Here is a 26,499-nt window from a genome sequence, read left to right on the forward strand (position 1 = left end):
TCAATCAGCCGTCGACTTTAAACTTAAGATTTACAACTCGGCACCCATCCAGCACTTTATGATTTTGAATCGTTTTATTACTTGCTTAACTTCCAACGTGTTCGGTATTTATTTGATTTTTCATAGCATTTAGCTAAAAAAGCCTTTGATTTTTGCAGTATAATCCGCTTCTTTATTTTTAGTTAGTTTCTACAGGCTTTATTCATGACCACCGATCATATTCGTAACATCGCAATTATCGCTCACGTTGACCACGGCAAAACCACATTGGTTGACCAACTTTTAAGACAGTCAGGTACGCTAGACGGCCGCAAAGATCACGGCGAGCGCGTGATGGACTCGAACGATCAAGAAAAAGAACGTGGCATCACGATTCTGTCAAAAAACACCGCCGTACTTTGGAATGGCTACCGTATCAACATCGTTGACACCCCTGGTCACGCCGACTTTGGTGGTGAAGTAGAACGTATTTTGTCGATGGTAGACTCGGTTCTATTATTGGTGGACGCGGTTGAAGGCCCTATGCCTCAAACTCGTTTCGTAACCCAAAAAGCCTTACAGCAGGGCTTGAAGCCAATCGTTGTGGTTAACAAAGTTGACCGTGATGCGGCTCGTCCTGACTGGGTTGTAGACCAAACTTTCGATTTGTTTGACCGTTTAGGTGCGACTGATGAGCAGATGGATTTCCCAATCTTATTTGCATCAGGCTTCAACGGCTACGCTGGTTATGATGCAGATGTACGTTCTGGCGACATGCAGCCAGTATTTGAAACCATTGTTGAAAAAGTATCACCACCTGAAGTTGACCTTGGCGGGCCATTTCAGTTGCAGTGTATTTCTTTGTCATATGACACTTATAAGGGTGTTATCGGCACGGGTCGTATCAAACGTGGTGCGGTTCAGGTTGGTATGCCAGTAGCGGTTGTGGATAAAGATGGCAAAAAACGTAACGCGAAAGTGGCTGAATTGTTTGGTTTTAACGGCCTTGACCGTGTAAACATTGAAGAAGCTCACGCAGGTGACATCGTTGCGTTTAGTGGTTTAGACCCATTGAATATCTCAGATACTCTTTGTGATCCAAACCACCCAGAAGCGTTACCGGCTTTGACGGTTGATGAACCCACTGTAAGCATGACTTTCCAAGTTAACACTTCACCGTTTGTAGGTCAGGACGGTAAGCTTTTAACTTCACGTCAAATTCGTGAACGTTTGGACAAAGAATTATTAACCAACGTAGCCCTTCGTGTTGAAGACACTGAAGACGCCAACAAATTCCGTGTATCAGGCCGTGGTGAACTTCACCTGTCGGTTTTAATCGAAAACATGCGTCGTGAAGGCTTTGAATTAGGTGTGTCTCGTCCAGAAGTTATCTTCCGCGAAGTAGATGGCCAAATTCAAGAACCTTACGAAACCTTAACTGTTGACGTACCAGAAGAAAGCCAAGGTACGGTTATGGAACAGCTTGGTATTCGTAAAGCGGAAATGACGGACATGGTGCCGGACGGACAAGGTCGTGTACGTATCGACTTTATTATTCCTTCACGTGGTTTGATTGGCTTCCGTACTGAATTTATGACCGCAACCCAGGGTAACGGTTTAATCTTCAGCAGCTTCTCACATTATGGTCCTAAGTTTGAAGGTACCGTGGGTGAACGTACGCGTGGTGTATTGATTTCTATGGGCACAGGTAAAGCATTAGGTTTTGCTCTATTCAACCTTCAGGAACGTGGTCGTTTATTTATCGGTCATGGTGATGAAGTATATGAAGGTCAAGTAATCGGCTTACACAGTCGCGCCAACGACTTAACCGTTAACCCACTTAAAGGTAAGCAGTTAACCAACATGCGTGCTTCGGGTACCGATGAAGCCATCGTTCTAACACCGCCGATTCGTTTCAGCTTGGAACAAGCGCTTGAGTTCATTGATGAAGATGAACTGGTTGAAGTGACGCCTCACTTTGTTCGTATCCGTAAAAAACACTTAACGGAAAACGACCGTAAACGTCACAGCCGCGGCAGTAAATAAGGCCCAGAGACGATGACTGCCCATCTCTACCCACCGATTGAACCTTTTCAACAAGGGTTTCTTGAGGTAGGGGATGGGCATCAACTCTATTACGAACAATCCGGCAACCCAACGGGACAACCGATCGTGTTTATTCACGGTGGCCCGGGGGGTGGATGTTCCGCTCGTCACCGTCAATTTTTTGACCCTCATTTTTATCGCATCATTCTTTTAGATCAACGTGGTGCCGGACAATCGCTTCCGCACGCTAGTCTAGAAAATAACACTACTCAAGATTTAGTCTCCGATTTAGAAAAACTGCGTTTGCATTTGAATATTGCAAAATGGATGCTATTCGGTGGTTCTTGGGGTTCGACTCTTGCGCTAGCTTACGCACAAAGTTATCCACAGACTGTACAAGCTTTAATTCTACGCGGCATTTTCTTATGTCGTGATCAAGACATTGATTGGTTTTACCAAAAAGGGGCCAGTGAATTTTATGCAGATTATTGGCAAGATTTCATTGCACCAATCGAACAAAACGACCGCCACGCCCTTGTACAAGCCTATTACCGACTCTTGACAGGCACGGACGAAATCGCCAGAATGCGAGCAGCTGAAGCTTGGTCAGTATGGGAAGGTCGCACGTCTAATTTAAAAACCGACCCAAATGTTGTGCAGCATTTTGCTGATCCACACCATGCTCTGGCCATGGCACGAATCGAATGCCACTACTTTATCCACAAGGCGTTTTTAAGCCCAAACCAACTGTTAGATCAGGCCCATAAAATTGTACATATTCCAACGGTGATTGTGCATGGACGCTACGACATGGTGTGTCCAATCAATCAAGCTTTTGCTTTAAAAAACGCATTACCCAATGCCGACCTGATTATTTGTGAACAATCCGGACATTCCGCATTTGAGGATGAAATCAGCCTTGCACTGGTGTCTAGTACCAATAAATTCAAAACCCAGTTTACTTTGCAATAAGCACCAGGCCTGGTGTTTAATAACCTAATATTTTGCTCAATCTGATTCGCCGGTACGGATCAAATTACGTTATACTTCAAACATTCAAGTTAAATGAACCTATGAGAGGTTATTTAATACATTCACTCGGGTGATAAGGAAATACGGATGAGTCAGCCCCTTGATTTAAAAAGCTTAGCGCATCTTAAAAGCGTGATCGGTGATAGCCTCGCGCCAATTTTAAGAACCTATTTAGAAATCACACCCGCATTGATGGAAGAACTTGATCATGCCATTCAAAAGCAAAATGCCGCCGATGTGAAACGGCACGCGCACACCTTAAAAGGTAGCTCGTCCAACATTGGTGCCGCTGACCTGCCAAAATTATGTCTGCAAATGGAATATTTTGGCCGCGATGGCGAACTCAAAAAAGCTCAGGCTTTATGGCCTGAAATTAAACAAGCTTATAGCGAACTTGAAAGCGCTATTAAACTTTATTTGAATTCTTAATCCAACTTGAGGTTCACTCATGCAATACCAGATTACTGAAAGCGAAGCGCATCTCGCCAAAAATCCGCACCATATTTTTAACCTCAATATTTTGCTCACACACTTATTTTTATCCCTCTCGATTTTAAAAACCAGCGGTGAGCCTTTAATGTTCATTTTAATTCCGCTGATTTCTGTCTTGGTGTTAAGTTACGTGTATTTCCATGGTCAGAAAAAGCGCCAAACCGATAGCTGGTATGTTGCTGCTAACTGGGTGTTAGCTTGGCGTCGAGGCCGTATTTTAATTGGCAGCTACCTAATCGCTATCGTCATTGTAGGTATTTATGAACTGGTGCAGTTCATCATGCCAGGCGGGTTAGCGATGAATAATTTCTCAGATGATGGCGGCTCTACCCCGATTTTTGAAATTATCACCATCTTTTTTAGCGGCGCTTTAGTGATGATGGCGGTCATTGTGACCTTTATGCAAACTGGTATTTCGGTCTACGATGCCAGTAAAGGCATCATCGATAAAAATATTGCCAAGTATATTCCTCGAGATGAAAATTCGAACCCTGAACTTGGTGAGTTTAACGATCGCCCAGAACCAAAATAGGTAACCCGCTCCATGAAAAACCGTCCTTTATATTGGGTCATCGGCCTCACGCTGGTGTTATTTTTTGGCTTGCTTTGGTTGGCACCCAACAATCACGGTGATATTAAACAAACGCAACTTCCTTGGAACGCAAGTTATGATGAACAAGGCCGTTTAAACGCGTTGGGCTTAGTGCTCAATTATTCCACCTTAAAAGAGGTGACCGAACTTTATGGTCGCGATATTGAGGTGAAATTATTCGAAATGCAAGATGGCTCTAAATCCGCCGAAGCCTATTTAGGTTCAACTTATATCGGAACCATTCATGGCGCATTGGTGATTAAGCTGGCCTTAAGCGAACAAGATTTAGAAGCCTTTTATGAACGCGGGGCGCGAACCACCATTTCCAAACAAGGGGCACGTCAAATTCAGCTAAATAATGAAGATACCTTAGCCTTATTTGATTATCCGATTAAAGAGGTGACGCTTGTACCTCGCCGTAACTTAACACGTGACGCGATTATTAAACGCTTTGGCGAAGCCGCTGAAATTCAGAAAATGGAAGATGGACTGGAGCGCTGGTTGTATCCACAAAAAGGCTTAGAATTAGTGCTGCTTGAGGGCAGTAATGATATTTTGCGTTATCGCGCAAACCCTATTCAAATGACGGACTAGCCAAGCACCAGGCCTGGTGCTTGGCTAGATCAACTTATAACAGCTTAATATTTACCCAACTCTAATTTCGTTTCGGCATGAATTTTAAGTTGGTCATCAACAATTTGCGCGGCTTTAACGGTCACATAATAACTGTTATTTTTTCCACCTGAACAAGGTGGCATATAAGCGCCGGCTTTATCCCATTTTGGGTTGCGGTGAGCTTCAATCATAAAGAAGCCTTTGGGCAGTTTAAAGCTGTGGCCACTTACCTGTGGCACCCAAACCGAATCCGCTTGGTTGTTAATCGCAAATCCAAACTTACCATGCCCACCATTATCCATCGGTTTATGACTACGATCGCTGTATTCAAAAATTAACACATTGGTTTTTTCTGGAATCTCACTGATCATCAAAGCCGGTGTTCTAGGCCCTTCGCCACCAAACTTTTGACATTGCATGCCCTTAGGGATGGTTTTTCCATCCCAGGCCGGATCGGCGAGATCGGCAACCATCGCCAACGCTGGTAAAGCGAACATAAAGCTAAACGCGGCGCTGAGTAAGCTTATAATTGATTTATTCACGGTAAACTCCTTAGTTATTGTTTGTTTGAGGCAAACGCCTATCCAAATTCTACTCTTAAGTTTTTAGCTAAGTAAAACAGATTGCTCGCTTTTTTAGCTGATCTCCTGTAAGCTTGGCGCTCTTTTTATACCCGCGATTTGGTTTTGGTTGTCAGATTCAGGTCGCACTAACTTTATGAGACTTGAATATGAAATTTACCGAGCTAGGTTTAGCTGAAACACTTGTGCGCGCTGTTAATGACGAAGGTTATACGTCGCCCACGCCTATCCAACAACAAGCCATCCCCTTAGTCCTTAAAGGCCACGATTTAATGGCCGCCGCCCAAACGGGTACTGGCAAAACCGCTGGTTTTACCTTGCCAATGTTAGACCTACTGGCCAAAGGCGAACGTCCGGCCGCGAACCAAGTTCGTGCGCTTGTGCTCACACCTACCCGCGAATTGGCGGCTCAGGTACACGAAAGTGTGGTTAATTATGGTCAACATATCAAAGCCAGTTCAACCGTGGTGTTTGGTGGTGTCAGCATTAACCCGCAAATGATGAAACTGCGTCGTGGCGTGGATGTATTGGTGGCGACACCCGGCCGCCTATTGGACTTATATCAACAAAACGCGGTTAAGTTCGACAAGCTAGAAATTCTGGTTTTAGATGAAGCCGATCGTATGTTGGACATGGGTTTTATTCACGATTTAAAACGCATTGTTAAAGTCTTGCCGAAAAAACGCCAAACCCTCATGTTCTCGGCGACCTTCTCGGGTCAAATTCGGGAGTTGGCGAAACAGTTTTTAAACCAACCGTTAGAAGTGTCGGTCACGCCACCAAATTCAACTACTGAACTGGTGGAACAAACTGTGATTCCGGTTGATAAAGCGCGCAAAACTGAACTCTTGATTCACCTAGTCGCCAGCAACCAATGGCAACAAGTTTTGGCCTTTAGCAAAACCAAACATGGTGCCAATCGCATGACCGAAAAACTGGCACAAGCTGGTATTCCGGCGGCGGCTTTGCATGGCAATAAAAGCCAAGGCGCGCGCACCAAAGCACTGGCCGATTTTAAAGCCAATAAAATCCGTGTATTAGTGGCGACCGATATTGCCGCACGAGGCATCGACATAGATTTATTACCGCATGTGATCAATATTGACTTACCCAATGTCGCGGAAGATTACGTGCACCGTATAGGTCGTACTGGTCGTGCTGGTTCTAAGGGTGAAGCCTTATCATTGGTGAGTGCGGATGAAGTCGAATTATTGGCCGCGATTGAACACTTAACAGGTAAGTTACTGACACGTCGTTATGAAGAGGGTTTTGAACCTAAACACGAAGTGCCGGCCACATCGATGGATCGCAAACCAAAACGTCGTCCAGCAGCCAAAAATGGGGGCAATAACCGAGGTGGTCGCCCTGGTTCAACCAGTCATAAACCAGCTGGCACAGCCAAACCCAAGGCCACGCGTTGGCCGAGCCGTGATCGTGTCAAAACACCTTCACGAAACAAAGCCGACTCTTAAATATCACGACTCTTTGTTGGGCGTTAGTTAAAGAAACGCATTAAACGTTTTAAATTATCCGCGCCCAACAACTTATCGATATCCACTTGCCAGTCTGGCTTAGTGACTGAACCGCTTAACGTAACCGGTACTTTAATGCCTTTCAACACAGCTAAGGCTTCGGGTGGATCTTGATAAGTAAGATGCAACTCGGTTTCTAAGGTTGCGTTCGGCAAATGTACTTTGCCAAAGGCTTTGGCATCAAACCGGTCACTTTTTAGGCTGGCTTGTTGCAGATGATAAATACCATTCACCACTTGACCACCTAAACGCACACTTTCTAAAGGTGTGGCATCCCCAGCCTGAATAGCTTGTCCAAGCAGTAAACGATTTAAATCCACCCCCAAATAAGCGCCATCTACTAAGTCCGCACGAAACAAACCATTCATGTTGTATTTGATTGCATCCAAATTACTGCCCGCGGTGCGTAAATCAAAATGGCTCGACAGTGTGCCGTTTAATAAATCGTAGTTCGACACATCTCGCAAAAAGGCTTGTGCATTCACATTCTCTAATTGGCCTTTAAAGTGAAAGCGCGGCGTGTCGTTATTCACATCGACTTTCAACTGACTGCGCCAGTGCCCCTCATATAAATCGGCATCAAACGGCGCGATATCAAGCTTGCCATACTCAGCATTAAACCCCATTTGAACTTGCTGATATTGCCCTTGCCAAATTTGCAAAGCCTCCACTTGTAATTGGCCTTGAATCTGACTTTCGCGCAAGGTACGCACCGGCACACCAACGGGTAGATAAATTTTCTCGGCTGTCACCTTAAGTGGTTCTTTCTGTGTTTCAGCCGATTCTTGTGTGCTTGTGGTTTGTGACTCTGGTGTTGTGTCCTCTATACGAGCTGCATAAAAATCCATATTCAGATCGCCCATCGCCAAATCAAACTGATAACTCGACTGTGCACTATGTTGATAGTTAAAGTAACCTTTAATCTGAGTCTTATCCAGCGTGAGGTCGATCTCCTCCAACTGCGACTTTGTGGGGGTCAGCTGCCAGTTAAACGTCCCCTCTAATTGGCTCAAAGCTTGTTTTTCGACAAAATTAGGATAAGGCAATTCAAAGTAATCGAGCCATTGACGCGGATTCAGATAATCAATAGCGACTTGGCCTGCTAAATCTAACTGATCACCATAATGGCCTGCTAAGCTAAAACTCACATCCGCATCCAAGGCGTTTAGCTTGGCGGATTCAATATCAATGCGTTTATCCGCTTGATGCCAGTTCAGGCCGTTTAACGCTAGTTGAATTTTTAGCTCATTACGATCCATGGCTTGCGGCCAAAATAAACTCATATCGGCATTCAGCTGTTTGACTGAGAGGGATTTCATATCCTTGGCAATCGAGATGTGACCCTGTTGATCGACATCATAATAATGGCCAGTTTGTTCATTTTTTAATCGACCTTGAAATTGCAAATCAAAACCTTGTCCCAACTCAACATCAAACGCCATTAACTCGAGATCTGAAAGCTCGTAGTGTTGATTGTGCGCAGGATTATGCCAACTTACCAGGCCGTCATATAAAGTGACATTGCTTAATTTAATATCAAAACGCTCGGCCAACATGGCGCTCTGTTCAATGACTTGTTCAGGCGCTTGATTAACGCTTTGCCAATTAACCTTTTTAAAATAAGCGTTAGTTTGTGACGGAGCCGAAGCTAACTGGCTTCCCCAATTGGTTTGACCTTGTTCGTCGACTTGCAAATGAATACGTGGCTCAAACAGTTCCACTCCAAGCAAATGCACCTTGGCTTGTAATAACAGCGCCACTAACGACACACGCAGGTTAATCTTCTCAAACGCCAATAACGGATCTTCGCTTTCAAAGCTTGCATGACGCAGTTCGCTGGGTCCAATTTTGAGCTGCAAAGGAATCACGCTGGCTTCGAGCTCGCCGTTTATGCGCAACTGATAGCCTGTTTTGGCGGCCACTTCTTGTTCTATCATGGGTTTATATTGGTTAAAATCCATCAGACTAATGGCACCAAAAAACGCGGTTAATACAAATACCGGTACTAAAAAAAACACCACGACTAAAATTCTGAGTCCACGATTAATTTTGTGTCTCATAAATCACCTATTCCAAAAAAAGTTCGATCAGCGAGTTTAAATATTTTTGACCTTGGGGAGTTAATTCTAGCTTATTTTCAGTTCGAATTATCCAATTTTCTTTTGCCATTTGTGCCAATTTTGACTCAATGGTTTCTAAATCCAAGCCTGTACGTGCGTTAAACAACTCTAAATCAAAGCCTTGTTGCAAGCGTAGCGCATTCAACATGAACTCAAACGTCACCTCATTTTCAGCCACGGTTTGCCAACGTCCGTAAGATGGCGAACCACCAGGCCTGGTAGTTAAGTCAGCGGGTTTATCCATTAAACGCACAAACGCGCCCGGTGAGGCCGGCATTTGCGAACGCCAGATTTCAGCCGTTTGCGGTAGGGTTAATTTACCGTGTGCGCCGGCCCCCAAGCCAATGTAGTCACCAAATGTCCAATAATTCAAATTATGTCGACTTTGCTGGCGGGGTTGCGCATAAGCCGACACTTCATAATGCTCATAACCGGCTTGCTTGAATTGCTGTTGGCAAGCCAGTTGCATATCCCAGGCTAAATCTTCATCGGGTAAAACCGGCGGTTGCCTATAAAAAGGGGTGTTGGGTTCTAAGGTCAGCTGATAATGCGAAATATGTTTGGGCTGGGCACTTAAAGCTTGCGTCACATCTTGTTGGGCTTGCTCAAGGGTTTGACCCGGCAAAGCAAACATTAAATCCAAATTAAAATTATCAAAGCCGGCTTTTTTGGCGGCTTCTATCGCCGACCAGGCCTGGTGGTCGTCATGAATACGACCAAGGGCTTTTAAATGATCGGCGTTAAAACTTTGAATGCCGATTGAAAGCCGGTTAATGCCAGCCTGACGAAAGCCAGCAAACTTAGCTTCGTCAACCGTTCCGGGATTGGCTTCTAGAGTGATTTCGATATCGGAACCAAAGCCCAGCAAGGCGCGCAACTGCGACATCAGCCAATCCAGTCCTTCTACCGACATTAAACTAGGTGTACCGCCGCCAAAAAAGATCGATTGAATTTGACGCCCCCAAATCATCGGCAGGGTCGATTCCAGTTGTTTCACCAAAGCTTGCAAATAAACTTGTTCTTGTGTGGCCAAGTCGATGCCCGCTTTTAGATCATGCGAATTAAAATCGCAATAGGGACACTTTTGCACGCACCAAGGATAGTGAATATAAAGCGATAAAGGCAAAGGTTGGCTAAAATGCATCATAATTAATCTTGCTTAGTGGAAGAACAAAGCACCAGGCCTGGTTAGGCAAGTTGTGCAACTAAGGCCTGCAGTGCTTGGGCGCGGTGGCTGATTTGGTTTTTCAATTCCGCACCAATTTCGGCGGCGCTGCATTGGTAATCTGGCAAATAAAAAATCGGATCATAACCAAACCCACCGTCCCCTTGAGGTTGACGCAATATTTCACCATGCCAACGCCCCAAACCAATCAAAGGCGTGGGATCGTTGGCATGACGCACACACACCATCGCACAATAATAACTGGCTTGGCGTTGTGTTTCGGGTACGCCATGCATGGCTTCTAATAACTTATAGAGGTTTTGTGTATCGGTTGCCCCTTCTCCAGCATAACGCGCTGAATAAATACCCGGTTCGCCATTTAAGGCCGCAACTTCGATGCCCGAATCATCTGCAATCACCGGTAGGCCGGTTTTTTGCGCGGCAAAACGCGCTTTTAGTAAGGCGTTTTCAATAAAACTCAAGCCGGTTTCTTCAACTTGTTCGCTAAAGAAGTCGGACTGGGGTCTGACATCTTTATCTGGAAACAATGCCAGCAATTCTTTCAGTTTGCCGGCATTATTGGTGGCTAACACCAAGGTTTGCATGGTTTTTCCTTTTGCTTTCCAGCACCAGGCCTGGTGCTGGGTTGAACTGACGGTTTATAAGGGGTTAGCTTTGTTTAATCGCTTGTTTTTGTTTTTCAATCAGCTCAAAAATGGCCGCTTGCCCCATACTCATCATTTGATTCATTTGCGCTAAACTAAAGGGCGCAGCTTCAGCTGTACCTTGTACCTCAATAAAATCGCCAGTTTCGGTCATCACTAAATTCATATCGGTATCGGCATTTGAATCTTCGGCATAGTCCAGATCGACGACCACTTCACCTTTATAAACCCCCACCGAAACCGACGCAATATAATGCGCTAATGGGTTTTCGGTCAACTTGCCTTGCTCAATTAAGGTTTCCAACGCCAGCACCAGCGCAACGAAGCCGCCCGTAATCGAAGCGGTGCGTGTGCCGCCATCCGCTTGGATGACATCGCAATCAATATAAATGGTACGTTCACCGAGCTTTTTTAAATCCAAAGCCGCGCGCAATGAGCGACCAATTAAACGCTGGATTTCTAAAGTGCGCCCACCCTGTTTGCCGGCCGAAGCTTCGCGGCGCATTCGGGTATTGGTTGAGCGCGGCAACATGCCATATTCGGCAGTAAGCCAACCTTGCGATTGTCCACGTAAAAAGGGTGGCACGGTATCTTCAACCGTCGCCGTACAAATCACTTTCGTGTCGCCGAACTCGATCAACACCGAGCCTTCGGCGTGTTTAGTAAAGTGTCGCGTAATACTGATATCTCTTAGGGCTGGCGCGTTTCTTCCGCTGGGTCGCATGGCGTTTCCTTTTGCTTTCAATGAGTTGGACGCTTAAATTCCTAAGCGGTAAAATGGGGCCATTATAAACCATCTAGGGCCAGCTAAATGAAGAGTATGACGGCGTTTGCCAACCTCAATCACACAACCGAATGGGGCCAAATTCAATGGGAGATTCGTGCGGTTAATCAGCGCTATTTGGAGCTTAATTTTCGACTACCAGACGCTTATCGATCGCTTGAAATGCCATTACGTGAACGGTGTAAACAACAATTGGAACGCGGGAAAATTGAGCTGGTGTTAAAACTCGATTTAAATCAAAGCCACGCTGAACTACCGATTAACGACACGCTTTTAGCGCAGCTTAATCAAGCTATTTGTCATATCCAGCAACGTTTACCGGAAGCGACCCAAATAAATCCACTCGAGTTATTGCAATGGCCAGGCCTGGTCGAAGCCACCAGGCCTGATATGCAACAAATCCATTCAGACATTCTGCATACATTTGAACAAGCGCTAGAACAACTTAACCAATCGCGTCAGCGCGAAGGTGAGCAACTGGCGCAACTCATTTTGCAACGAGCCGATGCCATGCGTGCACAAATTCATCGTCTTAGCCCGATTTTGCCAAGCCTGATCGATCAATACCAACAGCGTTTACGTGAACGGGTTGGCGAACTCAGCCAACAAATTGATGAAGATCGACTGGCGATGGAAGTGGCCATCTTGTCGCAAAAAATTGATGTCGCCGAAGAGCTCGATCGTCTTCAAACACATTTAGATGAAGTGGTACGTGTTACGCATGAATCGGGTGCCATTGGCCGTCGCTTGGATTTTTTAATGCAAGAACTCAACCGCGAAGCTAATACCTTAGGCGCTAAGTCTATTGATAGTCGTGTCAGCCAAGTGAGTGTCGAGTTAAAAGTGCTCATCGAACAGATGCGCGAACAGGTTCAAAATATTGTATAAGATTATGTATAACTATTTGTATACTATTTTAACAACGAGTGTATAATTGCGCGGAACTTATTACGCGACAAATAATAGGGTTATAATGATGAAAGCATCAAAGTGCTTTTAATCTAATAAGTTCGCTTTTCACTACTAATTCTGGGGGAACAGAATGCGCAACAATCAACCCATAAACAATAATGAATACGAAGTCGCTAAAGGCCAAATTTTGGTCTCCAAAACCGACTTAGCTGGCACCATTTTAGAATGTAACGATGCATTTGAAGCCGCCAGCGGATTTACCCGCGATGAGTTGATTGGACAACCGCATAATATGATTCGCCACCCAGATGTTCCCCCCGCGGTTTATGCCGATATGTGGGCGGACTTAAAGGCCGGTATCCCTTGGACTCAGCTCGTTAAAAATCGTCGCAAAGATGGCGGATTCTATTGGGTTAAGGCACGCGCCACCCCCCTCTTTAAAGACGGCGAGATCACCGGCTACATGTCTGTGCGCTCGCGCATTGATGCCGCGGATAAACAAGCTGCCACTCAAGCCTATCGCGACATTGCGGCCGGTAAAGCTAAAATCAAGCACGGTCGCGTTATCTACGGCTTAAACACACATAAGTGGAATATTTTTGCGCATCTTAATCCGGCTCTACAATTAGGAATGGTGGGTGTGGTGTTGGCGTTAATCCCCAACCTGCTGGTTCTGATGGGTATCAGCTTAATCAGCCCTCTATTAAATGAGATATTGGCGCTTTTATTGGTTGCCATTTTAATTGGTTACGGGATCAGCTTAACGCGTACTCAACAAAGTGCGGTCGATTCACTCAGACAACTCGCCAGTGGCGAAACCTTGCCGGAGCTTAATTATGACCCGGTTACCTATTCCGGCAAACTACGCAATGCGGTGGTATCCACCAATCTATCTTTCCTAGAACAACGTGAAGAAAGTGCTTACCAGCTGGATCGTGCTCGCCAACTTCAAGGCGCGATGGATAAATTACAAAGCAATATCATGATTGCCGATGCCAATCACAATATTATTTATATGAACGACTCGATGCATGAGTTTTTTGAGGAGCGCGAAGCCGACCTTAAAACCATCGCATCAAACTTTGACGCCAAAACCCTGATTGGTAAAAACATTGATGTGTTCCATAAAAACCCATCGCACCAGCGTGCCATGATTTCAAAATTAACGGAGTCGACCTCTGTCAAAGTCAACATCGCAGGCTTTCACCTTGAACTTACCATGCTTCCACTTAGAAACCGTGTTGGCGTGCGTACCGCAACACTGGTCGAATGGAGTGACCTAACCGAAGAAGTGCAACTACTTGAAAATGTAGGCGCGACCGTCGAACGCGCGCAGCTTGGCTATTTAAGTGATCGCATCGACTTAGCAAAAGTGGATGGTGTGGCCAAGGACTTGAGTCAATCTATTAATGAACTGATGGATGCGATTGAAGGTGCGATGAACGATGTCATTCGTGTCACCACCGGTATGGCCGAAGGCGATTTAACTCAAACCATTGAAAATGATTTTGAAGGAGAGCTGGGTCAATTAACTCATGCAATTAATAGCTCTATTTCTCGTCTAGACGGCATTGTATCGGTTGCGATTGAAGCCGCCAATGTGGTCGATAGCGCAGCCAATGAAGTTTCACAAGGCTCAAATGACTTAAGCGAACGCGTTCAACAACAAGCCGCCGCATTAGAAGAAACTTCTGCTACGATGGACGAAATGAACTCAGCGATTCAAAACAATACTCAAAACGCAAACCAAGCCGCTGATCTAGCCCAAGATGTCCAAGCTAAAGCCACCCAAGGCTCCGAGGTAATGCAACAAACCATTGAAGCCATGAACTCGATTCAGGCATCGAGCCACAAAATTGCCGACATCGTTACCCTGATTGATGGCATTGCTTTCCAAACCAACTTACTCGCACTAAACGCGGCGGTTGAAGCGGCCAGAGCCGGTGATCATGGGCGTGGCTTTGCGGTAGTCGCGGGTGAAGTGCGAGCCCTGGCACAAAAATCGGCCGAAGCCGCCAAAGACATCAAAAAGCTGATTGATGAAAGTGTTGGCCGCATTGACCACGGCACTAAACTAGCCTCCGAATCGGGCGATATGCTCAAAGCCATTACCGGCTCGGTCAATGAAGTTACCGCCATGATCAATGAAATTGCGAAAGCCTCAGGTGAACAAGCTTCTGGCATCAACCAGGTGCATGATGCGATCAACAGCATTGACCAGGTTACTCAACAAAACGCTGCGTTGGTAGAGGAAACTACCGCTGCATCTGAAAGCATGAGTGAACAGGCGCGTAACTTATCAGAAGATATGGCCTTCTTTAAAACCACGGGCAATGTAAAAGGCGAACGTCAGATTCGAGGACTAAGTCAACGCTCACAAGCCGCACCCACCAAGTCAAATAAAGCCTTGGAGAAACCGGCCAATCCGAAACCAACTAAGCCCGCTCAAAAACCCGCGGCCTTACCCCCAGTTAAAAAAGCGCAACCCGCCAAACCTGAACAGAATGCAGATGAATGGGCTGAATTTTAACTAAGCTAATTAACTAGACCAAAAAGCTTAAATTACGCTAACGACTCTGAGTTAAAGAGACCTCTCTTTAACTCTCTTTATTCAGGACGCTTTGTGCAAACGATCAACCATCTCTATAAATCCGCGGATGCTTTAAACCACTTTTTAAAACAAGATGTGTTTAAGCATTCGTCGATTTTATTGCAAGTGTTTACAGGACAACAGGATTCGGTGCTCGTTCAAACGCTATTAAACGCGATTTTGAACACGCACCCTCAGATTAAAGTGATTGGTGCATCCACCAGTGGTGAAATTGTTGACGGTGAGGTTTTAAATCAGCAGATTCTGCTTAGCTTTAGTTTTTTCGAATCGACTCAGCTTGCTAATTTTTACCTCGCTGATACCAGTTATCAACAAGGCCTAGAGCTAGCTAAACAGGCGCTAAATCTGCAAGCTAAAGGGTTGATTTTATTTGCCGACACCCTGCAATCTCCGCCCGATCGCTTACTACAGGCACTGAGTGATCATTCGCCCGACTTGATGGTTTCCGGTGGCAACGCTGGAGATAACGATGCTTTTAAATATAGCCTACTCATTCATCAATCACAGATCTATCAACAAGGCGTAGTGGGCGTATTTTTAATCAACCCGGATTTAATACTTCATAATGACTTTGTATTAAATTGGGTTCCCATCGGCCCCAAAATGACGGTGACACGCTGCCAAGATGATGTGGTTTTTGAACTTGACCATCAACCCGTTCTTGATGTGTACCGACATTATTTAGGCGATGAGGTCGCGTTGAATATTCCACAAAATATTATGGAATTCCCACTTATTATTCAACAAGACGGGCTACAGATTGGTCGCTCAGCCGTGACGCAAACCCATGATGGTGGTTTGATTTATGCTGGGCGTTTCCAAGAGGGCGACCAGGTTCATTTTGGCGTGGCCGATTACACTCAGTTGATACAGGCCTCGACCCAGAAAGCGGCTGAAGTGGGTATCGAACACCCAGTGGAATCGATATTTATTTACTCTTGCACCGCACGTCACGCTTTTTTAAAAGAGCACATTCAACCTGAACTCAAAGCCCTAGCGGCGCTTGCGTCAAGTGCCGGTTTCTTTACCTATGGCGAATACTTTCACCATCAAAAAACCAATGCGTTATTAAACATCAGTACCACATTTTTAACGCTTTCTGAATCGGCTAAGCCAAATCCAACCGTTAAATTAAAGAAGGATTCTCAACCACTTCTTAACGCCTCGACTATGCGCTCGTTGGCACACTTAGCGAATGTGACCGCTCAAGAACTTAATAACAATATTCAATTTCTTGAACAATATAAAAATGCGTTGGATGAAACGGCGATTGTTTCCAAATCCGACCTTGCCGGTACGATTACCTACATCAATAAAGCCTTCGAAAAAATTTCCGGTTACCAAGAACACGAAGTCATCGGTAAAAACCACAATGTATTGCGTCACCCCGACATGCCCAGCGAGGTGTTTAAAGAACTCTGGGCGACGATTCAAGCCAAAAAAACTTGGAATGGGGTAATTAAAAATAAACGCAAAGATGGCCGCGCTTATTTTGTACAAAGTAGTATTTTGCCGATTACCAATGCAAACGGCGACATTATTGAATACATCAGTATTCGTAAAGATATCACCGCACTGGTTGAACAAGAACAGCAACTAAAAGAACAGCGACTTGACAAGCTCACAGGCTTGCCGAATCGACGTCAGCTTTTAATGGACATGGAGTCCGATAACTCGCTGTTTTTGGCCTTACTTGATATCCGCAACTTTCGTGCTTTTAACGACTTTTATGGCTTTGATTTTTCCGATCAAATCCTCATGGTGTTTTCAAATTGGTTAACAGAGCACTGCCTGCACCATGGCTTTGGTTTATACCGCATTCACGGCGACCAGTTTGTGATTCGATCCGAGCAAGCCATGTCATCTCAGGATTTTGCTTCCATACTTCAAACCATCAAATTACAAGCGCTTGAAAACCCGTTTCAAGTTGAAAGCGCACTAATTGACCTAGATGTTGTGTTTGGTATTGGAGAAGGTGAGCGCTATCAACTGCAACTCGCCGAGCGCGCTTTATCTAAAGCGAAACTCAATCCTTTGTCGAACAACATTCCGATTGAGCAGGCGCATATTTCAACTTCACTTGACCATGTTTTCTGGCTACATAGACTGCGTGATGCCTTACAAGACCAGCGTATCGTTAATTTTTATCAACCGATAGTGAATCCGCTTAACCCAGCTGAGAAAAAGTATGAAGCGCTGGTACGCATGGTTTCAACCAATGGCGAGATTATTAGCCCCGCACAATTTTTAGACATCGCCAAGCAAACACGCTATTACCCGCAAGTAACACGCTGTGTTTATGATGCCGCGCTTGCCTTTGCAAACCAAATCCAGGCCAATATTTCGATTAATTTATCGATTCATGACATAGAAAACCAACAACTACGACAGTATTTGTTAGATCGTTTGTGTGATCTAACCCAGGGCAAAATAACCTTTGAAGTCACCGAAACTGAGTCCATCCAAGACTACACCAATATTCATCAATTTATTGTCGATGCCAAATCGCGCGGCGCCGAAATTGCAATTGATGATTTTGGCAGCGGCTACTCTAATTTCTCCTATTTAGTGCAAATGGAAGCGGATTACCTAAAAATCGATGGCTCAATTATTAGCAAAATATTGGATGACAAAAATAGCTTGTTGGTCGCCGAAAGCATTATTAATATTGCAAAAAAACTTGGCATACGAGTGGTCGCTGAATTTGTTAGCAGCCCTGAAATTGCCGCCAAACTGCAAGAATATGGTGTCGAATTTTATCAAGGTTATGAATATGGGGCTCCCCAGGATTTAGCGTCGCTCAACAACCTAGCCCTATCCTAGCAAGCTGTATTCATAATCCGCTTAGCGTTTGATTTCTTGACCGAAATCAAACTTTCACTGATCGAGTGGCAACTAAGATTTGAAATTTAGCAGTGATAGCGGTATATTTCACCAACGTAAACTTATAAAACTATTTTGAGGCGATAAACATGGATCAAAAAGACAAGAAAAACCTAGTTCAATTCATTATTGGTGTGACTGTAGTATTTGTCCTGCCTTTATTGGTTTTCATGGGCATCTATCTAGATCTTTTACCGGCATCTCTATTGCAAGTTATTGGCATGATTGGCGTCATTTCAGCCGTTGTATTGATTGTTGGTGGCGGCCTATTTATGGCTTGGAGCGACATTAAAACCGGTCGTTATAAAAACCGCGGATAATCAACAGTTCGATTGTTGTGTAAAAAAAGCCTCCCCATCTTAATAACAAAGTGGGGAGGCTTTTTTGTTGCTGGACTTCGTGCGCTCAAGAACCCCTCACATTTTCTGCCTTCGATTGTCTCGATTTACCTCTTTTCGCCAAAAAAGATTTAAGATTCAAACCCAACAAAAAACGTTTTTAATCATCAAAACTTCAGCCAAAACAAAGATGAAGCTTTCATGTCAAGCATACCCAAACTGATCTAATTAACGTACAATAGCCTTTTTAAATTAAGCTGTTACAGAACAAACCATGGCATCTGACAATCAAGATTCATCCGGCCAAAACGCGCCGAAAACTAAAAAACGTTCGATCTGGAAAGTCCTGTTTCTCACGGCTTTCATTCTCGGTTTAATTCCTGTATTAGCCTTAACGGCTTACGTCATCAAGGTCTATCCAAGCTTACCGGATGCCTCGACTTTAAAAAACATTTCCTATCAAGTGCCACTGCGCATTGAAACCAAAGATGGCAAGCTCATCACCGAAATTGGCGAAAAACGTCGTTTACCACTGGAGTATCACCAAATTCCTGAGCGTATGACACAAGCTATTATTTCAGCCGAAGATGAAAACTTCTATGAACATGGTGGCGTTGACTTTAAAGGCATTGCACGCGCCGTCTTTGAATTAATTACCACGGGTTCTAAGCAATCGGGTGGTTCCACCATTACCATGCAGGTAGCGCGTAACTTCTTTTTAAGCAGCGAACGCTCCTATACCCGAAAGCTCAATGAAATTATTTTGTCTTACAAAATTGAACATGAACTTAGCAAACAAGAAATCATGGCGCTCTACTTAAACAAGATTTTTTTAGGGCACCGTTCATATGGGGTGGCCGCCGCTGCGAAAACCTATTACGGTAAAGAGCTCGTCGATTTGGAACTACATGAGTTCGCGACCATTGCTGGTTTGCCCAAAGCACCTTCGGCTTACAATCCGGTGGTTAATCCACCACGCGCTAAGCAACGACGCAACTATGTGTTGCGTCGTATGCAAGAATTAGGTTTTATCACGCAAAATGAAATGATTCTGGCACAAAGTGCCCCCATTGAAGTCACCTTAACAGGCGTCAGAATAGAAGTTGAAGCCAACTATGTAGCCGAAATGGCACGTCGTTGGGCACTGGAACAATTTGGTGAAGATGCACTTAATATGGGGCTGACGATTATCACTACAATTGATAGTCAGCACCAAGAATATGCCAATCAAGCGGTGCGTGACGGATTGCAAGATTATGAACGTCGACATGGGTTTCGTGGCCCGTTGATTTCGCTGGTTCCGACTGTGATGACCAACCGCGAACAAATTTTAGAAGCCATTGGTCAATTTGCTGCGCCCGGTGATTTAGCGGTCGGTGCGGTCACAGACGTAACCGAGGACCAGGCCTGGTTGATGATTCGCGATGGTTCCGAGGTGAAAATTCGCTTTGAAACCATGCAATGGGCAGCGCGTTTTCTAGACGTTAACCACACCGGCCCAGCTCCTGAATCAGCCGAAGATATCCTTAAAAAGGGTGACGTGGTTTATATTCACCAACAAAATGGCGAATGGACCCTAGCGCAAAACCCAAATGTTGAAACTGGCATGGTGTCTTTAAGCCCAAGAGATGGCGCGATTTATTCGCTTGTGGGTGGGTTTGATTATTTTAAAAGTACCTTTAACCGCGCCACTCAAGCCAAACGACAATTGGGTTCGGCCTTCAAACCGTTTCTTTACTCAGCGGCATTGGAGCGGGGTTATACCGCCGCCAGCGTTATTAATGATGCGCCGGTGGTATTCCACGATGACGCCTTAGAAGATATTTGGCGTCCTGAAAACTTTTCCGGCCGTTTTTATGGCCCCACTCGAATTCGCCAAGCAATTGCCTATTCGCGAAACCTAGTGCCGATACGTTTATTGCAAGATATTGGGATTCATCCCACCATTCATCATGCCAGCCTATTTGGTTTGCCATTAGATGAGTTAAACAAACAACGCAACCTATCGCTTGCTTTGGGATCAGCGCAATTTACGCCTCTAGAAGCCGCGCGTGCTTTTGCTGTGTTTGCGAATGGCGGCTATTTAATTGAGCCTTATTTCGTTAAAGAAGTGCGTGATTTTAATGGCAAAGCGCTTTATAAGGCCGAACCTAAGAAATCCTGTCAACTTCACTGTTTCGAAAACGATCCAAGCTTAGCGCCTCAAGTCATCACTCCGCAAAATGCTTATATTATGACGTCAATGTTGCAGGACGTCATTCAGTATGGCACCGGCCGAAGTGCGCGCGTGTTGGATCGTATGGATATTGCCGGCAAATCCGGAACCACTAACCAACAATTTGACGGCTGGTTTATTGGCTACAACCCGGATGTAGTAAGCAGTGTGTGGGTTGGGTTTGATAACCCAAGCAGCCTGGGACGCCGTGAAACATCTGGGCGTGCGGCCTTACCGATCTGGATCAACTATATGCGTGAAGCACTTAAAGAGTTTCCAGACGCACCTTTTTTACAGCCTGAAGGCTTGGTGCATATCCCAATCGATCCGAACACCGGAACACCGGTACCGGCTGATACACCCAAAGCTATTTTTGAATTATTTTATGAAAAAAATGCGCCTGAAATTCCCGATGTCACCCCCACCAATTTGCGTGACTTAACCCGAGAGTTATTTCAGTGAGTAATCTGGCTTGGTTAACCCCGATTCTGCATCAAGCCTTAGGGGATAAGGTTAAAGTTAAACAAGCCAAAGGTGTGAGTGGTGGCGACATTCACCAGGCCTGGTGGTTACAAACCAACCAAGGTTATCTTTTCTTAAAAACCAATCACCCTAAAGCAGAAGCCTTGTTTGCCAGTGAAGCTTTGGCGCTCCAGGTGATTCAGGCCAGTCAAACATTACGTAGTCCACAAGTCATTCAGCATGGTGCTAACCAGCAGCAGACCTGGTTGCTATTGGAATATATAGAGATGCAAGCGCAAGGTGATGATTATTTACGTGGCCAACAGCTCGCACAAATGCACCGCCAAACTCATGACCAGTTCGGCTGGCAACAAACCAATTATCTAGGCCACACGCCACAACTAAATAGTTGGCATGATAACTGGCCCGAATTTTTCGCCCAACAACGCCTTAAACCTCAGCTTGGACTGGCGCAACAAAACGGTGCATCGCTAAAATTAATCGAACTGGGTGAACGCTTGATCAATCGAGTCGAGGTGTTTTTTCAAACCTATCAACCACCAGCCTCTCTGTTACATGGCGACTTGTGGGCCGGTAACAGTGCATTTGATCTCCAAGGTTTACCGTTAATTTTTGACCCGGCCAGCTATTATGGCGATCGTGAAACCGACATTGCCATGACCGAATTATTTGGCGGCTATAGTGAACAATTTTATGCTGGTTACGAAGCGGAATGGCCACTTGATCCCGGCTACCAAAGTCGTAAAAACCTATACAACCTCTATCATATTTTGAACCATTACAACCTATTTGGCGGCTACTACGCTAAGCAAGCCGAGCGTCTTTTAGCTGAATTGACCGCTTAGTTTAAATCAATCAGTTGGGGTATAATCCCGGGTTTGATTTTGCTTTTAACGATTAGGACACATTTATGAAACTCATTCTATTAGGCGCACCCGGCGCGGGCAAAGGCACCCAAGCTCAGTTTTTAACCAAGCAATACGCTATTCCGCAAATTTCGACCGGCGACATGCTTCGCGCTGCAATCAAAGCGGGCACTGAAATGGGTAAACTGGCTAAATCTTTTATGGATGAAGGCAAGTTGGTCACGGATGAGGTGATTATTGGTTTGGTTAAAGAACGCATTGCACAGCCCGATTGCGCAAAAGGCTTTTTATTAGACGGCTTTCCACGTACCGTACCCCAAGCGGATGCCTTGGCCGAAGCTGGTGTCAGTATTGATGCTGTAGTAGAGATTGATGTGCCGGATGATGTAATTGTTGAGCGTATGTCAGGCCGTCGTGCACATCTGGCCTCTGGTCGTACCTACCATATCGTCTATAACCCGCCTAAAGAGGAAGGCAAGGACGATGAAACAGGGGAAGAGCTAGTACAGCGTGATGACGACAAGCCTGAAGTAGTCAAAGATCGTTTAGCGGTTTACCACAAACAAACTGCGCCTTTGGTGGACTATTATCAAAACGTGGCTGATAAAAACCCATCACTGAAATACGTGCGCATTGATGGCACACAGCCGATCGCTAAGGTCGAAAAAGCGATTATTTCGGCTTTAAAATAATCCAAAGCCAACCTAAAAAACCGCGCTATTGGCGCGGTTTTTTTATTTAAAGGCTTAACGTTTTACGCCACTAGGATGCAAGCGCTAACCTAAATTTTGGCTTAGACGAACTGACGGGCACTTCAAAATAGGCCATATCTTTTTGTAGATGCGTCGATTGCTCACTCAGGGTATGAGATGCAGCCGTGGTTTCTTCAACTAACGCCGCATTTTGCTGGGTCGCATCATCAATTTGTGCAATCGCACTATTCACCTGACGTATGCCTTCAGACTGCTCAACGGAGGCCTGAGCAATTTGCGTAATCATCGCCACCATTTCATCAATCGATAAGGTAATACCATCTAACGACTCACCGGATTCGGTGGCTAAACGAGTGCCTTCATTAATACGTGTAACACTTTCGTCAATCAGATTTTTAATGTCTTTCGCCGCTTCCGCCGATTTTTGCGCCAAAGCGCGTACTTCACCGGCGACCACCGCAAATCCACGCCCATGATCGCCGGCACGAGCCGCTTCGACTGCGGCATTTAAGGCCAATAAGTTGGTTTGAAACGCGATGCCATCAATCAGGGTTACAATCTCTGAAATTTTATGACTGGAAGCCTGAATTTCGGACATGGCCTCAATCGTTTTTTGCATCACCTGCGCGCTGTCAGTTGACTTGGCTTGAACCTCTTTAGCCATATTTGCAGTACGTTGAGCATTTTCAGTGGTGTTTTGCACCGCGGAGGTCATTTGTTCCATGGTCGCCGATGTTTCTTCAATCGCCGCCGCTTGCTGTTGAACGCGTTGACTCAAGTCCCCCGACCCTTTGGCCACTTCATCAGCGGCATGACTCACAATATCGGACGTATGAATCGCGTTTTGGATCACGTCAGTTAATTTTTCTGACATCGCGTTAAAACCATCAGAAAGCAGTTTAATTTGATCACGGAACATGGATTCTTCATCTTCGGCCAAATGCTCTTTCATGCGAACATTTAGATCGCCACCGGCAAAACAAATTAAAACCTGAGTTGCATCATCTACTACCTGATTGAGTAGTCGCATGTTTTTGTTGGAGCCAATATCCGTCGCGTATTTGACCACCTTGTAGGGCTTACCATCTACATCAAACACTGGGTTATAGCTGGCTTCTAACCAAATCTCTTCGCCGTTTTTCTTAAATCGGCGATAGGTTCCGCTGCTGAATTCACCTTTTGCTAAGCTCGCCCAAAACGCTTGATATTCGGCTGAGTTAGCATAACCTGAATCAACAAATATCCGATGATGCTGGCCTTTTATTTCAGCTAATTCATAACCCACCGCCTGACAAAAATTTGGGTTCGCGGTTAAAATATTTCCCTGCAAATCAAATTCGATCACCGCCATCGCGCGGCTGATAGCCTCAATTTTGGCATTCGATTCCGTTTCGGCTTGTACGCGCTGTGTAATATCGGTGGCGAACTTCACCACTTTTTCAACCTGATTGTGTTCGTTAAAAATAGGGTTATAACTCGCTTCTAACCAAATAGTGTGCCCCTGTTTATTTAACCGACTAAAACGTTGCTGAACAACCTTACCCTGAGCGAGCGCGGGCCAAAACTGTTGATATTCGGTTGAGCTTTGTTCAGATTTTGGCACAAAGATACAGTGATGTTGACCAACCACTTCATTCAACTGGTAACCGACCGCATCCAAAAAATTTTGATTAGCATGGCGAATCTCACCTTGTGGCGTAAACTCGATCACCGCCATGGATTTATCCAAAGCCTGTAATACCGATTCGAGCTCTAGGCTGCGTTGTTGACAGGTTTGTAATTGGTTTTTAAGTTTTTTGTTAAACATCTTCCTCACCTCATTATTTATGGTGGTTATCCAGTGACGAGATTACGAAAAGATAACGTTACAATTATTATACATAGATCCGACAAACTTGCTTGGTTATTTGTATACAATTTGTATAGTTATTTTGGATTGAGAGAGGGGATAGTTATAAGATTTGCGTAGAGGCTGATAACACTCGACTAGAAACCAGGCTGGATTTGCAACCCAGTTTCGAACCGGATTGCTGATTTAAAAGAATGGTGTTAAAAACTTTTTAAATAGGCCACCACCTCCACCGCTGAGCCTTGCATCACAAAGGGTTGAGGGTAACGTTTTAACTGGTAGTCATACATGGGATCGTAGTAATCGGTGAGTAATTGATCAATCCAAGCTAGGTGTTTAACCAAGTCACCTGTGCGTTGCTGCCACAAACAGGCCTGGTCGAAAGCCTGTCTGACCTGTGCATAACCCACGCCACCTAAACGTTTGGCGATACGCTCAAAACGCGATTGCATGTAATCCACCCAAGCCCCTAAATCAGCATATTCGCCTTGCGCTTCGATTACATACTCCGACAAAATATTCTGGCGACGTTGCTCAAATGGCGTTTCAACTAAAATGCGACCACCCGATTTAATTGCGGCATATAAAGCCTGAGTTAAATGCACCGAACCAATGTTACGTGCTTCATCTTCAAACAACCAATTTGGCTGAACCTGTGCATCTAACTCGAACATACGGGCCGCCAGTTGGTTTTCAAAATCAATTTGACTGGGTTGCGCCCAAGCATGGCGCCCAAAGGTCGAACCACGATGTTGCGCTAAGCCTTCTAAATCAACGGAAAAACTGACCGAATTTAACACCTGCGTTTTACCGGAACCTGTACGGCCGGCCAGCACCCAAGGCATGCGCTGGCCAGATTGGAGCTTAATCGCCATTTCATCCAATGACTGCATTAAATATTGTCGAAAGGCTTTATAGCCCCCCTTGATTCGCGTTATCTCACAACCATTTTGCGTCATCCATTGCTGTGAAATACGAGAACGTAAACCACCCCGAAAACAATAGATCAAAGCTTGCGGGTGTTGGTTTTTAAAGTTACACCAGGCCTGAATACGGGGCTTTCTCACCGCTTCATTCACTAACTGATGGCCAAGCTCTATGGCTTTTTGTTGACCTTGTTGTTTATAACAAAGCCCAACCTGTTGACGCTCGCTGTCCTGCATTAAGGGCAAGTTGATGGCATTCGGCAACGCGCCTTTGGCAAATTCTATAGGTGCGCGCACATCAATTAGCGGGGTTTGATTTAACAGAATTGATCGAAAATCATCGGTGGTGGGTAATTCGTTATTCACACCAGCACCTCAACAACACAAGTACCAGGCCTGGTGCTTGTAAAAGTCGAACCAATCGACGATAAACTTAAGCCGTGTTGTGCGCAAACATCTAAAAATTCCGTCACGCCTTCACGCTTAACCATCACCAACAGGCCACCAGAAGTTTGTGGATCACACAACAAATCTCGACTTTTCGCATCCAGTTCGCCTACTTTATGTGCAAAACTCTGCCAGTTTCGAGCACTGCCGCCTGGAACGCAACCTTGCGCCAAATAGGATTCAACCTTTGGCAACAAAGGCACTTGATCTAATCGCAAGCGCGCCTGTACTTGGCTAGCTTCGCAAACCTCAATTAAATGGCCTAGCAAACCAAAACCGGTTACATCCGTCATCACCTTAACCGAGTCTAACTGTGCTAATTCGGTGCCAATTGAATTTAACTGGCACATGGCCTGTATCGCACTGTTTAGGTCATCTGCATCAATTTTTTGCTGTTTTTGTGCCGTGGTTAAAATCCCCACGCCTAAAGGCTTAGTTAAGAAGATTTCACAGTCTGGCTCAGCCATGTGATTGCACTTTAAAAATTTATTTTCAACCAAACCGGTTACCGCTAAACCAAAAATGGGTTCGGGCGCATCAATCGAATGGCCCCCCGCCAACGGAATACCGGCGGCTTCGCAAACACTGCGCCCGCCTGCAATAACTTGGGCGGCTACATCCGCTGCCAGTTTATCAATCGGCCAACCAAAAAT

General features: G+C 45.1%; 21 protein-coding genes. 13 read left to right on the forward strand and 8 right to left on the reverse strand.

Features of this window, described 5'->3' with window-relative positions:
• Positions 1-204: 204 nt before the first annotated feature.
• From typA to VIM91_RS07550, 5 genes are all read left to right on the forward strand, one after another.
• Positions 205-2,025 (forward strand): translational GTPase TypA, encoded by a 1,821-nt coding sequence (typA, locus tag VIM91_RS07530; protein ID WP_331864205.1) that lies wholly within the window; start codon positions 205-207, stop codon positions 2,023-2,025.
• Between the two features lie 12 nt (positions 2,026-2,037).
• A complete protein-coding gene (pip, locus tag VIM91_RS07535; RefSeq protein ID WP_331864206.1) occupies positions 2,038-2,997 on the forward strand; it encodes a prolyl aminopeptidase in 960 nt (319 codons plus the stop codon).
• Between the two features lie 147 nt (positions 2,998-3,144).
• Positions 3,145-3,486, forward strand: coding sequence for an Hpt domain-containing protein (locus tag VIM91_RS07540; RefSeq protein ID WP_331864207.1), 342 nt, complete (start codon positions 3,145-3,147; stop codon positions 3,484-3,486).
• A gap of 19 nt (positions 3,487-3,505) precedes the next feature.
• Positions 3,506-4,081, forward strand: coding sequence for a hypothetical protein (locus VIM91_RS07545; protein ID WP_331864208.1), 576 nt, complete (start codon positions 3,506-3,508; stop codon positions 4,079-4,081).
• 12 nt (positions 4,082-4,093) lie between these two features.
• A complete protein-coding gene (locus VIM91_RS07550) occupies positions 4,094-4,735 on the forward strand; it encodes a hypothetical protein (protein WP_331864209.1) in 642 nt (213 codons plus the stop codon).
• Between the two features lie 44 nt (positions 4,736-4,779).
• On the opposite strand, the gene VIM91_RS07555 is transcribed toward VIM91_RS07550, so the two are convergent.
• The gene (locus VIM91_RS07555; protein ID WP_331864210.1) at positions 4,780-5,298 is read right to left on the reverse strand and encodes a hypothetical protein; all 519 of its coding nucleotides are present in this window, start codon (positions 5,296-5,298) and stop codon (positions 4,780-4,782) included.
• Between the two features lie 188 nt (positions 5,299-5,486).
• Between VIM91_RS07555 and VIM91_RS07560 the strand changes: the two genes are divergently transcribed.
• Positions 5,487-6,809, forward strand: coding sequence for a DEAD/DEAH box helicase (locus VIM91_RS07560; protein ID WP_331864211.1), 1,323 nt, complete (start codon positions 5,487-5,489; stop codon positions 6,807-6,809).
• A gap of 23 nt (positions 6,810-6,832) precedes the next feature.
• On the opposite strand, the gene VIM91_RS07565 is transcribed toward VIM91_RS07560, so the two are convergent.
• The 4 genes from VIM91_RS07565 to rph all read right to left on the reverse strand — a co-directional run bounded on the left by VIM91_RS07565 (position 6,833) and on the right by rph (position 11,543).
• Entirely contained in the window at positions 6,833-8,929 is a 2,097-nt protein-coding gene (locus tag VIM91_RS07565; RefSeq protein WP_331864212.1) for an AsmA family protein, read from the reverse strand.
• A 7-nt stretch (positions 8,930-8,936) separates the two neighbouring features.
• The gene (gene hemW / locus VIM91_RS07570) at positions 8,937-10,136 is read right to left on the reverse strand and encodes a radical SAM family heme chaperone HemW (RefSeq protein ID WP_331864213.1); all 1,200 of its coding nucleotides are present in this window, start codon (positions 10,134-10,136) and stop codon (positions 8,937-8,939) included.
• Between the two features lie 41 nt (positions 10,137-10,177).
• On the reverse strand, positions 10,178-10,759 hold the full coding sequence (gene rdgB / locus VIM91_RS07575; RefSeq protein ID WP_331864214.1) for an RdgB/HAM1 family non-canonical purine NTP pyrophosphatase: 582 nt from the start codon (positions 10,757-10,759) through the stop codon (positions 10,178-10,180).
• A 64-nt stretch (positions 10,760-10,823) separates the two neighbouring features.
• Entirely contained in the window at positions 10,824-11,543 is a 720-nt protein-coding gene (gene rph, locus VIM91_RS07580) for a ribonuclease PH (protein ID WP_331864215.1), read from the reverse strand.
• Between the two features lie 87 nt (positions 11,544-11,630).
• Between rph and VIM91_RS07585 the strand changes: the two genes are divergently transcribed.
• From VIM91_RS07585 to adk, 7 genes are all read left to right on the forward strand, one after another.
• Positions 11,631-12,491, forward strand: a complete 861-nt coding sequence (locus VIM91_RS07585) for a YicC/YloC family endoribonuclease (RefSeq protein WP_331864216.1) — start codon at positions 11,631-11,633, stop codon at positions 12,489-12,491.
• Positions 12,492-12,645: 154 nt separating this feature from the next.
• A complete protein-coding gene (locus VIM91_RS07590) occupies positions 12,646-15,045 on the forward strand; it encodes a methyl-accepting chemotaxis protein (protein WP_331864217.1) in 2,400 nt (799 codons plus the stop codon).
• Between the two features lie 93 nt (positions 15,046-15,138).
• The gene (locus tag VIM91_RS07595; RefSeq protein ID WP_331864218.1) at positions 15,139-17,949 is read left to right on the forward strand and encodes a bifunctional diguanylate cyclase/phosphodiesterase; all 2,811 of its coding nucleotides are present in this window, start codon (positions 15,139-15,141) and stop codon (positions 17,947-17,949) included.
• 149 nt (positions 17,950-18,098) lie between these two features.
• Positions 18,099-18,329, forward strand: coding sequence for a hypothetical protein (locus tag VIM91_RS07600; protein WP_331864219.1), 231 nt, complete (start codon positions 18,099-18,101; stop codon positions 18,327-18,329).
• A gap of 292 nt (positions 18,330-18,621) precedes the next feature.
• Positions 18,622-21,024, forward strand: coding sequence for a penicillin-binding protein 1A (locus VIM91_RS07605; protein WP_331864220.1), 2,403 nt, complete (start codon positions 18,622-18,624; stop codon positions 21,022-21,024).
• Positions 21,021-21,890 carry a fructosamine kinase family protein gene (locus VIM91_RS07610; RefSeq protein ID WP_331864221.1) on the forward strand — a complete coding sequence of 290 codons (870 nt, stop codon included), beginning with the start codon at positions 21,021-21,023 and terminating at the stop codon, positions 21,888-21,890. The genes VIM91_RS07605 and VIM91_RS07610 overlap by 4 nt, the downstream gene beginning before the upstream one ends.
• A 65-nt stretch (positions 21,891-21,955) precedes the next feature.
• Positions 21,956-22,603 carry an adenylate kinase gene (adk, locus tag VIM91_RS07615; protein ID WP_331864222.1) on the forward strand — a complete coding sequence of 216 codons (648 nt, stop codon included), beginning with the start codon at positions 21,956-21,958 and terminating at the stop codon, positions 22,601-22,603.
• A gap of 70 nt (positions 22,604-22,673) precedes the next feature.
• Here the strand turns inward: adk and VIM91_RS07620 are convergent, their stop codons facing one another.
• From VIM91_RS07620 to selD, 3 genes are all read right to left on the reverse strand, one after another.
• Positions 22,674-24,431, reverse strand: a complete 1,758-nt coding sequence (locus VIM91_RS07620) for a methyl-accepting chemotaxis protein (protein ID WP_331864223.1) — start codon at positions 24,429-24,431, stop codon at positions 22,674-22,676.
• Between the two features lie 242 nt (positions 24,432-24,673).
• Positions 24,674-25,765, reverse strand: a complete 1,092-nt coding sequence (mnmH, locus tag VIM91_RS07625; protein ID WP_331864224.1) for a tRNA 2-selenouridine(34) synthase MnmH — start codon at positions 25,763-25,765, stop codon at positions 24,674-24,676.
• On the reverse strand, positions 25,762-26,499 hold a 738-nt coding region (gene selD, locus VIM91_RS07630), incomplete at its 5' end, for a selenide, water dikinase SelD (RefSeq protein ID WP_331864225.1). The genes mnmH and selD, both read right to left, overlap by 4 nt.

This window comes from Thiomicrospira sp. (assembly GCF_036568485.1).
Taxonomy (GTDB): Bacteria; Pseudomonadota; Gammaproteobacteria; order Thiomicrospirales; family Thiomicrospiraceae; genus Thiomicrospira.

What these genes read in the sequence shown, in the direction of transcription:
- typA (WP_331864205.1), top strand. Translation starts at nt 205, where the DNA reads ATGACCACCGATCATATTCGTAACATCGCAATTATCGCTCACGTTGAC.
- pip (WP_331864206.1), top strand. Translation starts at nt 2,038, where the DNA reads ATGACTGCCCATCTCTACCCACCGATTGAACCTTTTCAACAAGGGTTT.
- VIM91_RS07540 (WP_331864207.1), top strand. Translation starts at nt 3,145, where the DNA reads ATGAGTCAGCCCCTTGATTTAAAAAGCTTAGCGCATCTTAAAAGCGTG.
- VIM91_RS07545 (WP_331864208.1), top strand. Translation starts at nt 3,506, where the DNA reads ATGCAATACCAGATTACTGAAAGCGAAGCGCATCTCGCCAAAAATCCG.
- VIM91_RS07550 (WP_331864209.1), top strand. Translation starts at nt 4,094, where the DNA reads ATGAAAAACCGTCCTTTATATTGGGTCATCGGCCTCACGCTGGTGTTA.
- VIM91_RS07560 (WP_331864211.1), top strand. Translation starts at nt 5,487, where the DNA reads ATGAAATTTACCGAGCTAGGTTTAGCTGAAACACTTGTGCGCGCTGTT.
- VIM91_RS07565 (WP_331864212.1), bottom strand. Translation starts at nt 8,929, where the DNA reads ATGAGACACAAAATTAATCGTGGACTCAGAATTTTAGTCGTGGTGTTT.
- hemW (WP_331864213.1), bottom strand. Translation starts at nt 10,136, where the DNA reads ATGATGCATTTTAGCCAACCTTTGCCTTTATCGCTTTATATTCACTAT.
- rdgB (WP_331864214.1), bottom strand. Translation starts at nt 10,759, where the DNA reads ATGCAAACCTTGGTGTTAGCCACCAATAATGCCGGCAAACTGAAAGAA.
- rph (WP_331864215.1), bottom strand. Translation starts at nt 11,543, where the DNA reads ATGCGACCCAGCGGAAGAAACGCGCCAGCCCTAAGAGATATCAGTATT.
- VIM91_RS07585 (WP_331864216.1), top strand. Translation starts at nt 11,631, where the DNA reads ATGAAGAGTATGACGGCGTTTGCCAACCTCAATCACACAACCGAATGG.
- VIM91_RS07590 (WP_331864217.1), top strand. Translation starts at nt 12,646, where the DNA reads ATGCGCAACAATCAACCCATAAACAATAATGAATACGAAGTCGCTAAA.
- VIM91_RS07600 (WP_331864219.1), top strand. Translation starts at nt 18,099, where the DNA reads ATGGATCAAAAAGACAAGAAAAACCTAGTTCAATTCATTATTGGTGTG.
- VIM91_RS07605 (WP_331864220.1), top strand. Translation starts at nt 18,622, where the DNA reads ATGGCATCTGACAATCAAGATTCATCCGGCCAAAACGCGCCGAAAACT.
- adk (WP_331864222.1), top strand. Translation starts at nt 21,956, where the DNA reads ATGAAACTCATTCTATTAGGCGCACCCGGCGCGGGCAAAGGCACCCAA.
- VIM91_RS07620 (WP_331864223.1), bottom strand. Translation starts at nt 24,431, where the DNA reads ATGTTTAACAAAAAACTTAAAAACCAATTACAAACCTGTCAACAACGC.